Annotated in this window: 13 protein-coding genes; 7 read left to right on the forward strand and 6 right to left on the reverse strand. The window is 58.7% G+C overall.

The window, feature by feature from the left end; all coding sequences use genetic code 11:
* Positions 1-60 precede the first annotated feature (60 nt).
* The 5 genes from rfbA to G5195_RS01335 form a co-directional block, all read right to left on the reverse strand.
* A complete protein-coding gene (rfbA, locus tag G5195_RS01315) occupies positions 61-939 on the reverse strand; it encodes a glucose-1-phosphate thymidylyltransferase RfbA (RefSeq protein WP_216954298.1) in 879 nt (292 codons plus the stop codon).
* Positions 940-1,038: 99 nt separating this feature from the next.
* Positions 1,039-1,926 (reverse strand): dTDP-4-dehydrorhamnose reductase, encoded by an 888-nt coding sequence (rfbD, locus tag G5195_RS01320; protein WP_421235749.1) that lies wholly within the window; start codon positions 1,924-1,926, stop codon positions 1,039-1,041.
* Positions 1,926-3,032, reverse strand: coding sequence for a dTDP-glucose 4,6-dehydratase (rfbB, locus tag G5195_RS01325; RefSeq protein WP_421235750.1), 1,107 nt, complete (start codon positions 3,030-3,032; stop codon positions 1,926-1,928). Before rfbB ends, rfbD begins: the two co-directional genes overlap by 1 nt.
* A gap of 589 nt (positions 3,033-3,621) precedes the next feature.
* On the reverse strand, positions 3,622-6,771 hold the full coding sequence (locus tag G5195_RS01330) for an efflux RND transporter permease subunit (protein WP_181222115.1): 3,150 nt from the start codon (positions 6,769-6,771) through the stop codon (positions 3,622-3,624).
* A gap of 17 nt (positions 6,772-6,788) precedes the next feature.
* Positions 6,789-7,982 carry an efflux RND transporter periplasmic adaptor subunit gene (locus G5195_RS01335; RefSeq protein WP_421235751.1) on the reverse strand — a complete coding sequence of 398 codons (1,194 nt, stop codon included), beginning with the start codon at positions 7,980-7,982 and terminating at the stop codon, positions 6,789-6,791.
* Positions 7,983-8,122: 140 nt separating this feature from the next.
* Between G5195_RS01335 and G5195_RS01340 the strand changes: the two genes are divergently transcribed.
* The 6 genes from G5195_RS01340 to G5195_RS01365 all read left to right on the forward strand — a co-directional run bounded on the left by G5195_RS01340 (position 8,123) and on the right by G5195_RS01365 (position 12,148).
* Complete coding sequence (locus G5195_RS01340; protein ID WP_005359187.1) at positions 8,123-8,761, forward strand: TetR family transcriptional regulator; 639 nt, start codon at positions 8,123-8,125, stop codon at positions 8,759-8,761.
* Between the two features lie 105 nt (positions 8,762-8,866).
* A complete protein-coding gene (locus tag G5195_RS01345; RefSeq protein ID WP_216951699.1) occupies positions 8,867-9,430 on the forward strand; it encodes a hypothetical protein in 564 nt (187 codons plus the stop codon).
* A gap of 192 nt (positions 9,431-9,622) precedes the next feature.
* Positions 9,623-10,804: a dicarboxylate/amino acid:cation symporter gene (locus tag G5195_RS01350; RefSeq protein WP_421235752.1), complete on the forward strand. Its 1,182-nt coding sequence runs from the start codon at positions 9,623-9,625 to the stop codon at positions 10,802-10,804.
* Positions 10,805-11,027: 223 nt separating this feature from the next.
* Positions 11,028-11,342, forward strand: coding sequence for a DUF134 domain-containing protein (locus tag G5195_RS01355; RefSeq protein WP_203116026.1), 315 nt, complete (start codon positions 11,028-11,030; stop codon positions 11,340-11,342).
* Complete coding sequence (locus tag G5195_RS01360; RefSeq protein WP_421235753.1) at positions 11,339-11,920, forward strand: NifB/NifX family molybdenum-iron cluster-binding protein; 582 nt, start codon at positions 11,339-11,341, stop codon at positions 11,918-11,920. The genes G5195_RS01355 and G5195_RS01360 overlap by 4 nt, the downstream gene beginning before the upstream one ends.
* A 42-nt stretch (positions 11,921-11,962) precedes the next feature.
* A complete protein-coding gene (locus G5195_RS01365) occupies positions 11,963-12,148 on the forward strand; it encodes a hypothetical protein (RefSeq protein WP_337072709.1) in 186 nt (61 codons plus the stop codon).
* A gap of 167 nt (positions 12,149-12,315) precedes the next feature.
* Here the strand turns inward: G5195_RS01365 and G5195_RS01370 are convergent, their stop codons facing one another.
* Entirely contained in the window at positions 12,316-13,440 is a 1,125-nt protein-coding gene (locus G5195_RS01370) for an HD domain-containing phosphohydrolase (RefSeq protein WP_337072708.1), read from the reverse strand.
* A gap of 293 nt (positions 13,441-13,733) precedes the next feature.
* On the opposite strand from G5195_RS01370, the gene rimO reads away from it, so the two are divergent.
* The gene (rimO, locus tag G5195_RS01375; protein WP_021231199.1) at positions 13,734-15,062 is read left to right on the forward strand and encodes a 30S ribosomal protein S12 methylthiotransferase RimO; all 1,329 of its coding nucleotides are present in this window, start codon (positions 13,734-13,736) and stop codon (positions 15,060-15,062) included.
* The last annotated feature ends 15 nt before the right edge of the window (positions 15,063-15,077 follow it).

A 15,077-nucleotide genomic window follows, 5' to 3' on the forward strand; every position in this document is an offset into this window, starting at 1 on the left:
TCATATCCATATTTTATTTAGTTTATTTTGCAGGAACGGGTGCACACCCTTAACTCCAACTCATACTTTCGAAACCATCTTTAACAGGTATTGTCCATAAGCATTTTTCGCAAGTGGTGTCGCCAACGTTTTTACTTGCTCTGCATCAATGAATTTCTTGCGATAGGCGATCTCTTCAGGACAAGCGACTTTCAACCCCTGACGAGTCTCGATGGTCTGAATAAAGTTGCTCGCTTCAATCATGCTCTCGTGGGTACCGGTATCAAGCCAAGCATAACCACGGCCCATCATGGCCACCGACAGATTACCTTGTTCCAGGTAGATACGGTTTACATCGGTTATCTCCAGCTCGCCACGGGGCGACGGCGTCAGACTCTTGGCGATCTTGACCACGCTGTTGTCGTAGAAATAGAGGCCGGTTACCGCATAGTTGCTCTTGGGCTCCAGTGGCTTCTCCTCCAGAGAGATCGCGGTGCCCTCTTTATCAAATTCAACCACCCCATAACGCTCGGGGTCATGCACATGGTAGGCAAAGACGGTAGCACCGCTCTCTTTGGCCACTGCCGCCTCCAACTGTTTCTGCAAGTCGTGGCCGTAGAAGATGTTGTCCCCCAACACCAGTGCACAGGGGTCTGAACCGATAAACTCTGCACCCAGAATAAAGGCTTGTGCCAACCCGTCCGGGCTTGGTTGAACCTTGTATTGCAAACTCAGGCCCCACTGACTGCCATCACCTAGCAGTTGCTCAAAACGGGGGGTATCTTGCGGCGTGCTGATGATCAAAATATCGCGAATTCCCGCCAGCATCAGGGTGCTGAGAGGATAGTAGATCATCGGCTTGTCATAGATAGGCAACAGCTGCTTGCTCACTGCCATGGTTACCGGATAGAGACGGGTGCCTGAACCGCCGGCCAGAATAATGCCTTTACGTTTGGTCATGATGCTTGTTTCTTATATAGAGGAAGCATGGCTTTAGGCCACCTTTCCGTTTTATCCCTGCCAGCCATGGAGGCAGTCACTACATCCCTGGCCAGTAATTTACTTGCCAAGGATCTCGGTCAACATCCGCTCCACACCGACTGTCCACTCCGGCAACACCAGATCGAAGGTGCGCTGGAATTTGCCGGTATCCAGGCGGGAGTTATGGGGGCGTTTGGCCGGGGTAGGGAAGGCGCTGGTCGGCACGGCATTGAGTTGTGTCACCGCCAGTTCAACGCCAGCCTCTCTGGCTTTGGCAAACACCAGCTGGGCGTAGTCAAACCAGGTGGTGGTACCGGAGGCAATCAGATGGTACAGCCCGGCGACCTCGGGTTTGCGCTGCGCCACGCGGAGAGCATGGGCGGTGCAATCGGCCAGCAACTCGGCGCCGGTCGGAGCGCCAAACTGGTCATTGATCACTGACATCTCGCTACGCTCTTTGCCAAAGCGCAGCATGGTCTTGGCAAAATTGGCTCCGCGGGCGGCGTAAACCCAGCTGGTGCGGAAGATCAGGTGACGGGAACAAAGTGCGGCCCCTTGCTCACCCGCAAGCTTGGTTTCGCCATAGACGTTGAGCGGGGCGGTTGCATCGGTTTCCCCCCAGGGGCGCTCACCGCTGCCATCAAATACATAGTCGGTGGAGTAATGCACCAACCAGGCACCCAATGCTTCCGCTTCTTTGGCTATCGCTGCCACGCTGGTCGCGTTGAGCAGCTCGGCAAATTCACGCTCTCTCTCCGCCTTGTCGACTGCGGTGTGGGCCGCAGCGTTGACAATCACATCCGGCTTGACCAGACGTACAGTGTCGGCCACCCCTGCCGGGTTGCTGAAATCGCCGCAATAGTCGGTGGAGTCAAAATCAACGGCAGTGATGCGCCCCAGCGGCGCCAGTGCGCGTTGCAGCTCCCAGCCTACCTGGCCGTTTTTGCCAAACAGCAGAATATGCATCAGGCACGCTCCCCATCATTCTGTTCAATCGAGGAATAGTGTTGCTCAATCCAGGACTGGTAGGCACCGCTCTTGACGTTGCTGACCCACTGCTGGTTATCCAGATACCACTGCAGAGTTTTGCGAATACCGGATTCAAAGGTCTCTTGCGGTTGCCAATCCAGCTCTGCGCTCATCTTGGTCGCATCGATGGCATAGCGGCGATCGTGGCCAGGGCGATCCGCCACATAGGTGATTTGCTCACGATAAGAGCCCACCTTCGGCACCATCTCGTCCAGCAGATCGCAGATGGTGTGTACCACCTCCAGATTCTGCTTCTCGTTATGACCGCCGATGTTGTAGGTCTCACCGACCACGCCTGTGGTTGCTACCTTGTAGAGCGCACGCGCGTGATCTTCCACGTAGAGCCAGTCACGGACCTGGTCGCCCTTGCCATAGACAGGTAACGGCTTGCCATCCAGCGCGTTAAGAATGACCAACGGGATCAGCTTCTCGGGGAAGTGGTACGGGCCGTAGTTGTTGGAGCAGTTGGTGACGATGGTCGGCAGACCGTAGGTGCGGCGCCAAGCGCGCACCAGATGGTCGCTGGAAGCCTTGGAGGCAGAATAGGGGCTGCTGGGGGCGTAGGGGGTGGTCTCGGTAAAGAGCGGCAATGGTTCACCGGCAGCCACTTCATCCGGATGAGGCAGATCACCATACACCTCGTCGGTGGAGATATGGTGGAAGCGGAAGGCCGCCTTGCGCTGATCATGAAGACCATTCCAGTAAGCGCGAGCCGCTTCCAGCAACATATAGGTGCCGACGATATTGGTCTCGATAAAGTCAGCCGGCCCTGTAATGGAGCGGTCAACATGGCTCTCGGCGGCCAGATGCATCACGGCATCCGGCTGGTGCAAGGCAAACACCCGATCCAGCTCGGCGCGATTGCAGATATCCACCTGCTCAAACACATAACGCTCGCTTGACGATACATCGGCCAAGGATTCCAGATTGCCGGCATAGGTGAGTTTATCGAGATTGATAACGGAATCTTGGGTATCACGGATAATATGGCGCACCACGGCAGAGCCGATAAAGCCGGCACCACCGGTCACGAGGATTTTCATAAATATGTATCTCTTGCGAGGCGTTGATATGACATCAGAGAGAGGCTGGCTATCCACTGATGCGTTATTGAAACACCCAATAGACTGCAATTTAACCAGCGCCAACAGCAGCAAAACAATAAATGAACATTATTTGTGCAAATCGCTGAATAATCTCAAGGCTACCGCCCTTGGGTTACAGCCCCCAGTTTGCTGCTTTTAACCAAATTAGGTCTGCTGTTGGTCATCATGTCCTCCAGCATTTTGCTGTCTTGATGGTGTGTAGCACAGCTTTATGGCCCAAGACCAAGAAAGAGCGGACACTACCTATCCAACCCTATAAGACGCAGATTCTATCTTGTTTCCAGCCGAGCTGCACAGCAGAAACTGACTTGCCCCTCACCTCTGAAAAGGAGTCGATAGAAAACCACCTCACGGCGACATAATTTCTCGAAAAGAAGCAGTATTAACTTAATAATTACGCTTAAGTTACCGTTTTTACGGAAAAAAAATAGAGCGACTTTCCAAGTCGCTCTATTTATTACTCAGTCATACCTGATGTATTTGTCTTATTGTGATCTGCCACCCAGAACTTCAGGGGTTACTTTGCTCAGTCACCTTTTGACTCAACTGCTGCAACCATGCGCGCCTCTTTACTTTTGTGGCTAGTGAAGTAACGCATCACCAGCACGAAGAAGAGCGGGACGAAGAAGATGGCCAGCACGGTGGCGCTGATCATCCCCCCCATTACGCCGGTACCGATGGCGTTACGGCTGCTGGCGCCCGCGCCGGAGCTGATAACCAGCGGCAATACCCCGAGGATAAAGGCGAGCGAGGTCATCAGGATCGGGCGCAGACGCAGACGCGCCGCCTCCACTACGGCTTCACCCAGTCCCATCCCCTTGTCATAGAGTTCTTTGGCAAATTCCACGATCAAAATCGCGTTTTTCGCCGACAAGCCGATGGTGGTGAGCAGACCGACTTGGAAGTAGACGTCGTTCTCCAGCCCGCGAAGGGTGGCAGCCACAATGGCCCCCAGAACCCCGAGCGGTACTACCAGCATCACCGAGAAGGGAATGCTCCAGCTCTCGTAGAGGGCAGCCAGACAGAGGAACACCACCAGCAGCGAGATCGCGTAGAGCGCAGGTGCCTGTGAACCGGCCTGACGCTCCTGGAAGGAGAGCCCGGTCCACTCGATGCCCACCCCTTCCGGTAGCTGTTTCACCATCTGCTCGATGGCGGCCATTGCATCACCGGTACTCTTGCCGGGCGCTGCTTCACCGACGATCTCCATCGCCGGCACGCCGTTGTAGCGCTCCAGACGGGGCGAACCGAAGCTCCACTCGGTGCTGGCAAAGGCGGAGAAGGGCACCATCTGACCGGCACTGTTGCGCACATACCAGAGTTTCAGATCTTCCGGGTTCATCCGGAAGGGGGCATCCGCCTGCATGTAGACCTTTTTGATCCGGCCACGGTCAACGAAGTCATTAACGTAGGACGAGCCCCAGGCGGTGGCCAGGGTGTTGTTGATATCCGCGATGGATAGCCCCTGCGCCAGTGCCTTCTCGTAGTCGATCTTGATATCGAGCTGCGGCGTATCTTCCATCCCGTTCGGGCGTACCCGCACCAGAGTGGGATCCTGCGCCGCCATGCCGAGCAGCTGGTTACGCGCCGCCATCAGCTTGTCGTGACCGATACCGCCGCGATCCTGCAGGAAGAAGTCAAAACCGGTCGCCGTCCCCAGCTCCGGGATCGGAGGCAGGTTGAAGGCGAACACTTGCGCCTCCTTGATGCTGAAGAGATAGCCCATGGCGCGGCCGATGATGGCATTGGCGCTGCGATCCGGGCTCTTGCGCTCGCTCCAGTCCTTGAGCTTGATAAAGGCCATACCCGCGTTCTGGCCACTACCGGCGAAGCTGAAGCCCGATACGGTAAGTACGGAGTCAACGTTATCCTTCTCGTTTTTCAGGAAGTAGTCGCGCATGTCTGCCAGCACCACCTCGGTGCGCTGCTTGGTCGCCCCCACCGGCAGTTGCACCATGGACATGATGACCCCCTGATCCTCTTCCGGCAGGAAGGAGGTGGGCATCCGCATAAAGAGCACTGCCAGTACCGCCAGCATGGCACCGTAGATCAGGCTGTAGCGCACGCCCTGCTTGATCACCTTGCGCACACCGCTCTGATAGCGGTTGGTACCGGCATCAAAGGCGCGGTTGAACCAGCCAAAGAAGCCGCGCTTGGCACCAAACTCGCCATGTTTCATCGGCTTGAGCAGGGTGGCACAAAGGGCCGGTGTCAGGATCAACGCCACCAGCACCGACAGCACCATGGCCGAGACGATGGTCAGCGAGAACTGGCGATAGATGGCGCCGGTCGAGCCGCCGAAGAAGGCCATCGGCACGAACACGGCGGAGAGCACCAACGCGATCCCCACCAGTGCGCCGGTGATCTGGGTCATCGACTTGCGGGTCGCTTCCAGCGGGGAGAGGTCCTCCTCACTCATCAGCCGCTCCACGTTCTCCACCACCACGATGGCGTCATCCACCAGCAGGCCGATGGCCAGCACCATACCGAACATGGTGAGGGTGTTGATGGAGAAGCCGAACGCCGCCATCACCCCGAAGGTACCGAGCAGCACCACAGGCACCGCAATGGTCGGGATCAGGGTGGCGCGGAAATTCTGCAGGAACAGATACATGACGCAGAACACCAGGAAGATCGCCTCGATCAGGGTCTGCACCACCTCCTCGATGGAGATCTTCACAAACGGCGTAGTGTCGTAGGGGTAGACGATCTCCATGTTGGCCGGGAAGTAATCCGACAGCTCATTGAGCTTGGCACGCACCTTCTCGGCGGTATCCAGCGCATTGGCGCCGGTCGCCAGCTTGATGGCGACCGCGGCGGTAGACTGGCCGTTGTAGAGCGCATCGGCGTCATAGCTTTCGCCCGCCAGCTCGACCCGGGCCACATCTTTCAGCCGTACCTTGGAGCCATCCTGATTCACCCGCAGCAGGATGTCGTTGAACTGCTCCACGGTAGAGAGACGGGTCTGCCCCATGATGGTGGCGGTGAACTGCTGATCTTCCACCGACGGTGTGCCGCCCAGCTTGCCGAACGCGACCTGGGCGTTCTGCGCCTTGATGGCTGCCTGCACATCTCCCGGGGTCATCTGCACCCGGTTGAGCTTGTTGGGATCGAGCCAGACCCGCATGGAGTACTGGCTGCCGAACAAGGTGATATCCCCTACCCCGTCCAGACGGCTCAGGGGCTCCTTGATATTGGAGACCACATAATCCGCCAGATCGTCGTTGTTCATCGAGCCATCGCTGGAGATGAAAGCCGCGACCATCAGGAAGCTGCTGGAGGTCTTCTGTACCCGGATCCCCTGCTGCTGAACCTCTTGCGGCAGCAGCGACATCGCTTGCTGCAGCTTGTTCTGCACCTGCACCTGGGCAATATCGGGATCGGTCCCCGGCTGGAAGGTGAGGGTCACCGACACCCGCCCCGCGGAGTCAGACTGGGAGGACATGTAGAGCAGGTGATCCAGCCCGGTCATGTTCTGTTCGATGATCTGGGTCACCGAGTCTTCCACCGTTTTGGCGGATGCGCCCGGATAGCTGGCAGAAATACCGACAGCGGGCGGCGCAATGCTCGGATACTGGGCGACCGGCAATTTGATGATGGCCAGGCTGCCCGCCAGCATGATCACCAGCGCGATCACCCAGGCAAAAATGGGTCTGTCTATAAAAAATCGAGCCATGAAGCGACTACTCCATCCTACTTGTTGGCCGGGGTGTTGGACGCAGCTTGAGCAGGCGCTGCATCAGCACCCTGCTCGGCGGGATTGACCACGGCGCCCGGTCGTACTTTCTGCAAGCCAGCCACGATCACCCGCTCGCCGGAGGTGAGCCCTGACTCCACCACCCAGTTGCTGCCGACGACACGGCTCAGCTGCACGTTGCGCAGCTCCACCTTGTTGTCAGCGGTTACCACCATCACGGTGGCGCCACCATTGGGAGTGCGAGTCACGGCAGTTTGCGGCACCAGCAGCCCTTGCGCCCGCTCACCCTCTTGCAGGGTGGCGCGCATGAACATGCCGGGCAGCAGCAGCTGGTGAGGGTTGGGCACAATCACCCGCAGGGTCACCATGCCGGAGGTCTCATCCACGGTCACATCGGAGAACTGCAACGAGCCCTCTTCGCCGTAAGTGGAGCCATCTTCCAGCTGGAAGGTCACCTTGGCCCCCTTCTGCTCGTCCTGGGTCAGCTTGCCCTCGGCGACCAGTCGCTTGAGGCGCAGCAGATCGGCGGTGGACTGACGCACATCTACATACATGGGATCGAGCTGCTGGATGGCGGTCAGGCTGTCAGCCTGCTGGGCGGTCACCAGCGCCCCCTCGGTCACCGCGGATTTACCGATGCGGCCACTGATAGGGGCTGTGATGCGGGTGTAACCGAGATTGATCTCGGCAGTACGCAAAGCCGCCTTACTCGCCATGATCTCCGCCTTGGCCTGCTTCCAGCTGGCGTCGGCGTCGTCATAGTCCTGACGGCTGATGGATTTGACCTTGAGCAGCTCCTGATAGCGCTGCGCCTTGAGGCGGGCACTCTGCTCGTTAGCCTCGGCCTTGGCCAGATTGGCTTTGGCGCTGGCGACTGCCGCCTGATAGACAGCCGGGTCGATCTGATAGAGCAGATCGCCCGCCTTCACATCGCTCCCCTCGGTAAAGAGGCGCTTGAGGATGATGCCGCTCACCTGCGGACGCACTTCAGCCACCCGCAACGGGGCGCTGCGGCCGGTCAACTCGGTGGTCAACATCAGCGGACCGCTCTGCAGGGTCACTACGTTGACCGCCGCGGGGGGCATGTCGCCCTGTCCCTGGGGTGCGTCCCCCTTGTCACCACAACCTGCCAGCAAGCCTGTAGCCAGCAAGGCAAGACCAACTGAACGAGCAAGAATATGTTTATGCATGAAACACCTGAGCCTTTGCCAGTCAATGAACAATCAGGGCCGCATGGGCCCTGTTGGTAAATAGTCGAAAGATGAGGCAATATACATACATTCATAAATGTATGTAAGTGACTTTTTGCTTGCATGAGGCACAAATTTCGATGGCCAGACGAACCAAAGAAGAGGCGCAGCAAACCCGCTGCCACATCATGAGCACGGCGCTGGATCTGTTCTGCTCTCAGGGCTTGGCCAAGACCAGCCTGACCGACATCGCCAGGGCGGCAGACCTGACCCGCGGAGCCATCTATTGGCACTTCAAGAACAAGGATGAACTCTTCATTTCGCTCTGGCAGGAGCTCTGCAGCCCCCTTGCCCACCAGCTCGATGCCTGCCTCAATCCAGATGAGCCGGATCCGCTGGGGCAACTGCGCCTCTTCTTCGAAGGGGTGCTCCACAGCTTCATTCACAATCCGGCCCAGCGGCAGATGTTCACCATCCTGTTCAATCTCGAATCGCTGGAGGGGGAAGCCATCTCATTGCGCGAGCATATCCGCAGCCAGTCCGCCAACTTCTTTCGGGACCTGGAGACCACCCTGGCCAATGCGGTACGGCGGGGCCAGTTGCCCGCCAACCTCAACCTGCAGCGCGCCGCCACCCTGCTCCACTGCACTCTGGATGGCTACATCATCAACTGGCTCCACTTTCCGGGGCGGATCGACCTGCAGGGCGAATCCGCCTTTATGATAGAGAGCATGTTCACCATGCTGGCCCAGCCCCACGGGCCTGCCTGTGGCCGCTAGCCGGCTCCGGCAACTCCCCCCCATCCAAATCGGGGCCTGACCGCGCGCTTTGGCAGTCAGGCCCCGATTTGTTACCCTGTGCGCCCCCTGCTTGAGGTAACCCCTGTGCCACACTCTGACGCCATCCCCGCTTCTCGGCCATTTAACGACCAGCACGCCCACGTTCGAGCTGCCTTTGTGGCGCACCTCAAACCCGGCGCTCACCTGCTCAATGGTCAGTGCGGTATGGGGGAGGATCTGTGCTGGCTGCGTGCAGAAGGGTATGTGGTCACCGCCTGTGAAGCGGTACTGGCTGACGCCAAAGTAGCCTCACAGCAATCCGGGCAAGCTGTGCGGGTCTGCCCGCTGGCGAAGATGCACTCGGTGCTCCCTTACGATGGCATCTGGCTGAGCCGCCCGCTTGATAGCGACGTGGCCACTCTTGTCCCCCTGTTGCAACAGCTGGCGACCCTGCTCAAAGCGGGCGCTCCGCTCTGTTTCCCCCTACAGCCAAGCGGCGAAATGAGCCACGACCAGCAGCTCCCGCATCTTCAGCAAATCGTCACCTCATCCGGGGTAGCGCTGCAACTGGCTTCGATGGAAGCCGTATCAGCCAGCACCTCAGACTCCGCAAGTCAATATGCCAACCAGTACGTCATGTTGCTGCGCGGCGATCATCAGGCCACCTAACGGGCTAATTCATCACGGATTTTCCCATTCAATGCCAAGCCGGCTGCTAGTCGGCGATCTTGGCCATCGACAATATTTAACTCGGCATTAACGCATAAAAGGCAGACATAACACGGCTTACGTGTTAAAAAGTTCGATTAATATCAAAATTTAATAACAAAACAGACAATACAACCAACTCCGGATTTCCTTATGAAACTTGTCCTGAAACTCATTGCTGGCATCCTTGCCGGTCTCTTGCTCGGTCTCTACGCCCCTGAGTGGGTGGCGCGCGTGCTGTTTACGGCCAAGACAGTGATAGGTCAGCTGATCACCTTCACGATTCCGCTCATCATTCTGTTCTTCATCATGAGCGGCATCGCCAGCCTGCCGAAAAACTCCGGCAAGCTGCTGGGCAAAACCGTGGCCCTCTCCTACTGCTCCACCATTCTGGCGGGGCTGTTCGCCTTTACCGTGGCGAGCCACCTGATCCCGCAGTTCACCACCGCCGCCGAGCCCACCACGGCCACGGCCATCAAGCTTGCCTCCTACGTCAATCTGGAGATCCCGCCGCTGTTTGGCGTGATGTCGGCACTGGCCGCTGCCTTCGTGTTCGGCATTGGCATCAGCGCCACCCAGGCCACCGATCTGCGCCGGGTCGCCGATCAGGGTCGTGACATCATCGACCGCCTGCTGGCCAAGGTGATCATTCCGCTGCTGCCGTTCTACATCGCTGGCGTCTTTGTCGAGATGACGGTGGAAGGCACCGTATTCGCCACTCTGAAAACTTTCGGCGTGGTGCTGGTGATGGCGATCCTGATGCACTGGATCTGGCTCACCGTGCTGTTCGTGGGCACCGGTCTGGCCCTTGGCCGCTCACCGGCCCAGCTCATCAAGAACATGCTGCCCGCCTACTTCACCGCGCTGGGGACCATGTCGAGCGCAGCCACCATTCCGGTTGCCCTGCAGTCGAGCAAGAACAACGGGGTGAGCGACGGCATCGCCAACTTTACCGTACCGCTGTGTGCCACCATTCACCTCTGTGGCTCCACCATTACCCTGGTCACCTGCGCCACCGCGGTGATGTTCCTCTCCGAGCATCTGGCCATTCCGGGCATCGAGACCATGCTCCCCTTCATCATGATGCTGGGGGTGATCATGATCGCCGCACCGGGCGCGCCGGGTGGTGGCGTGATGTCGGCGCTGGGCCTGCTCACCTCCATGCTCGGTTTTGGTGAAGCCTCCATCGCCCTGATGATCGCCCTCTATCTGGCGCAAGACAGCTTCGGCACCGCCTGCAACGTCACCGGTGACGGCGTGATTGCCCTGTGGGCGGATCGCTTCGCCAACGGTAGCGAGAGCACAGCCCCCGTGGCCGAGGCCGAACAGGCGTAAGCTCGCCGGGATAGCTCGACCATCCTCTGCAAAACCGCAGGCCCGAACCATGTTCGGGCCTGCGTCGTTTCTGCCACCTTCACTGCTTTTGTACGTATTCCTCCTCCCTCTCTTTACCCCTCTCTGCCGTAAACAGCACTGGCGCCACCCTCTGCATCAGACAAAATTATTGGCATATGCTACATATGAGCGTATAAATGGCTTATGCCAATTAGGAGCCACCATGCCAAGACCCAAGATTGCCCGCCAGATCTGTGGCCGCCCCGCCAACAGCTGCTTCAAACCCAACGGCCGCCCCATGCATCAGCTGGAACAGGTCACGCTGGCCCCTGACGAGTTCGAGGCACTGCGCCTCGTCGACCTTCAAGGAATGCAGCAGCAGGAGGCCGCCCTGGTGATGGGGGTCTCCCGCCAGACCCTGGCCAATATCCTGAAAAAAGGGCGCTACAAGGTGGTGGAGTGTCTGAGTCTGGGCAAGGCATTGATGATGCAATCCGCCGAGCCCGACCACCCAACTAGTGGAGAAGAGCCGACATGAATGCTGTCACAACCATGACCACCACCCTCTGCAACAGCGCCCTGATGCTGAGTCAGGGGTTGCTGGCTGGCCACTTTACCCGTGCCGAGCAGCTGCAAATTCTTAACCCCGAAGGGAACGTTATCGCCACCCTGGCTAACCCGGCCGCCGCCGAAGGCTGCCACGGCAAGCAAGCGCTGCTCGACGCCCTCGCCCATCATCAGGTGGGTCAGGTGGTAGTGCGCAATATCGGCGAGCGAATGCTGAGTCGTCTGCTGGCGGCCAATATCCGGGTGCTGCAGTGCCGCTCTGCCCGCCTGCCGCTACCCGCGCTGCTGGCCCCCGCCAATCTGCAACCTCTTACCGAGGCCAGTCAGGGCCGTCCGTCTCGTCGTCATCAGAGCAAGGTGACTATCCGTGCCATCCAGCCCGTCGGCGCAGGCCAGAGTCATAGCCATTGTCATGGTGGTTGCAACAGTGGCTCCGATCACTGTTGCGCCAGTAGTGGCCATCAGGCAGAGAGCTCACGACAAGGCCATACTTGTTGTCACGGCAGTGAAGGCGCCAGCCAGCAGGGCGGTTGCTGCCATCATCACTGATGTCATCGCCGTGCATGTCATCACCATCAAGGAGAAGAGATCATGTCCATCTGGTTGTTGAGCATGCTTGCCTCGTTCGTACTGATCCTGGCCATGGGCACCATCATCTGGTGGCGCCAATATCAGCTTGCCCAGAAGCGGGAAGATAAAGAGGTGCGCCCCTGTGGCTGCTCCAGCGCCTGCGCGGATCACCTCTATCAAATCAGCGAGCCGACGCCCAAAAAGTAACCTGAGCGCAAACGCCATAGCCGCAGATAGAAGGTCGGCAAAAATTAAGGGCGCGTGGAATCGAGAGGCGCATAAAAGAGAGGGGGCACCTGCTGGTGCCCCCTCTCTTGTTACGCTTTTCATTCATGCTTGTTCCGCCACTTTGCCCTTACGCGCATCACACACGCTCAACCCGGCTCTGCGCCGCTGGCCGGCACACTCGCAGAGCAGGCCGGATCCTGATACTGCTGATAGATGGCATAAAACTCGGCCTTGTTGCGCAGGGCCGCGGCGACACAAGCGGGATCGAACTGGCTGCCGGCATGCTCCTCCAGATAGGCAAAGGCCGTCTCGAACGGCCAGGGCTGCTTGTAGGGGCGCTCGCTGGTCAGGGCATCAAACACATCGGCCACCGCCACGATGCGCGCCGCCAGCGGGATCGCCTCCCCCGCCAGCCCCAGCGGATAGCCGGTGCCGTCAAAGCGTTCGTGATGGCTGGCGATGATATTGGTCAGCATATCGGTGTGATGAATGCCATCGAGACCAAACTCGTTGATCATCAGGCTGATCATCTCCCGTCCCTTGCCGGGGTGGATCTTCATGATCTCGAACTCTTCCGGGGTCAGCTTGCCCGGCTTGAGCAAAATGGCATCCGGCACCGCGATCTTGCCGATGTCGTGCAGCTCGGAGAAGAGGTAGACAAACTCCACCTCCTCGTCGCTCAGCCCGCAAGTCGGGGCCAGCGTCTTGGCGATCAGTCGGGAGTAGGCCGACATCCGATGCAGATGGTTGGCGGTCTCCTCATCCCGATAGCGACTGAACTCCCGTGCCGTGGTCAGCGCGCCGCCGAGGGTCTGAATAGAGAAGAACTCCACCGCAATGATGGCGGACAACATCTGGGCATAGGCCGACAGCTCGCTTTGGATCGACTCATCGAAATAGCCCGGCTCCATGGCATCGCAAAACAGAAAACCAAACAGCTTGCTGTTGAACAACAGCGGCTCGGTATAGCTGGAGGCATAGCCCGCCTCCAGCAGCTTGCGGCTGTGTTCCGACGCGGAACCACGCAGGGCATCGAGATTGCCAAGCACCCGGGGGTGCTTGTGCTCCGCCAGATAGCGCAAGGAGGGAACATCGCTCAGCTTCACCTCATACTGCACCAGCGGCGAGGGCCCCTCGGTGCTGTGGGCGAAGGTCTTGAGCTGATCGGTATGGGGATCGTAAATCGCAATGGCCACCCGACTCAGCTTGTCAAAACGCTCGCGTAGCGTAGCGTGCAGATTCTGCATTCTTTCGCCAAATGAACTTTCCATTGCCTTCTCCACCGGATCACCATGATGGGAGTATAGGGGCACCCGTGACAGGGTTCCCAGCCACAGACCGCGAAATTGACTAATAAGTCAGCAATGCATATTGCCAGCCACAAACCTGTGCAGCAGGGACTGCGCGCCAGTCAGGGCTCCACCATCAGCCGCTATTCGCACGGCCCAATCCTGCCCACTCGGAGATATTGTTAGGTTCTGCCATGCTGGCTGTATAGTTTTTGGTTAACCATTCCGGTAAAATCCGCGCCCTTAAAGAAGAGCCACCTAAGAGTGATTGAGCGATGTCCAACACAAAACAGGCCCCCAAAGTAGGATTCGTCTCCTTGGGTTGCCCCAAAAACCTGGTCGATTCAGAACGCATCCTGACCCAGCTGCGTACCGAAGGGTACGATGTGGTGCCCAGCTATGACGATGCCGAGCTGGTCGTCGTCAACACCTGCGGCTTTATCGACAGCGCGGTGCAAGAGTCGCTGGAAGCGATCGGCGAAGCGCTGGCCGAGAACGGCAAGGTGATCGTCACCGGCTGCCTTGGCGCCAAAGAGAACCAGATCCGCGAGATCCACCCCAAGGTGCTCGAGATCACCGGCCCCCACGCCTATGAAGAGGTGCTGGGTCACGTCCACAAATATGTGGAGAAGCCGCAGCACAACCCCTTCACCAGTCTGGTACCGGCCCACGGCGTCAAGCTGACCCCGCGCCACTACGCCTATCTGAAGATTTCCGAGGGGTGCAACCACCGCTGCACCTTCTGCATCATCCCCTCCATGCGCGGGGATCTGGTGAGCCGCCCCATCGGCGACGTGCTGGCCGAAGCCAAGCGCCTGAAAGAGGCGGGCGTGAAGGAGCTGCTGGTGATCTCCCAGGACACCTCCGCCTACGGCGTCGATGTGAAACACCGCACCGGTTTCTACGACGGTATGCCGGTCAAGACCAGCATGGTCGCCCTGTGCGAAGAGCTGGCCAAGCTCGATATCTGGGTACGTCTGCACTACGTCTACCCCTACCCACACGTAGATGACGTCATCCCGCTGATGCGCGATGGCAAGGTACTGCCCTACCTCGATATTCCGTTGCAGCACGCCAGCCCGCGCATCCTGAAACTGATGAAACGCCCGGGTACTGTCGAGCGCACTCTGGAGCGGATCCAGAAGTGGCGCGAAATCTGCCCGCAGATCACCCTGCGCTCCACCTTTATCGTTGGCTTCCCGGGCGAGACCGAGGAAGATTTCCAGATGCTGCTGGACTTTATCGACAAGGCGGAGCTGGATCGGGTCGGCTGCTTCAAATACAGCCCGGTCGAAGGGGCGCTGGCCAACGAGCTGCCGGACCCGGTGCCGGAAGAGATTCAGGAAGAGCGCTTCCAGCGCTTTATGGAGCTGCAACAGCAGGTCTCCATCCGCAAGCTGGCCCGCAAAGTGGGCCAGGAGATGACCGTTATCATCGACGAAGTGGACGAAGAGGGTGCCACTGGCCGCTCCTTCGCCGATGCGCCGGAGATCGACGGTCTGGTCTACCTCAACGGCGAAACCGGCCTCAAGCCGGGCGACATGGTCAAGGTGCGGATCGACGAATCCGACGAATATGACCTGTGGGCCAGCCTGATTAGCTAACCCTTGCTGACCACC

It is taken from the genome of Aeromonas sp. 601039 (assembly GCF_049174415.1).
Classification (GTDB): domain Bacteria; phylum Pseudomonadota; class Gammaproteobacteria; order Enterobacterales; family Aeromonadaceae; genus Aeromonas; species Aeromonas veronii_A.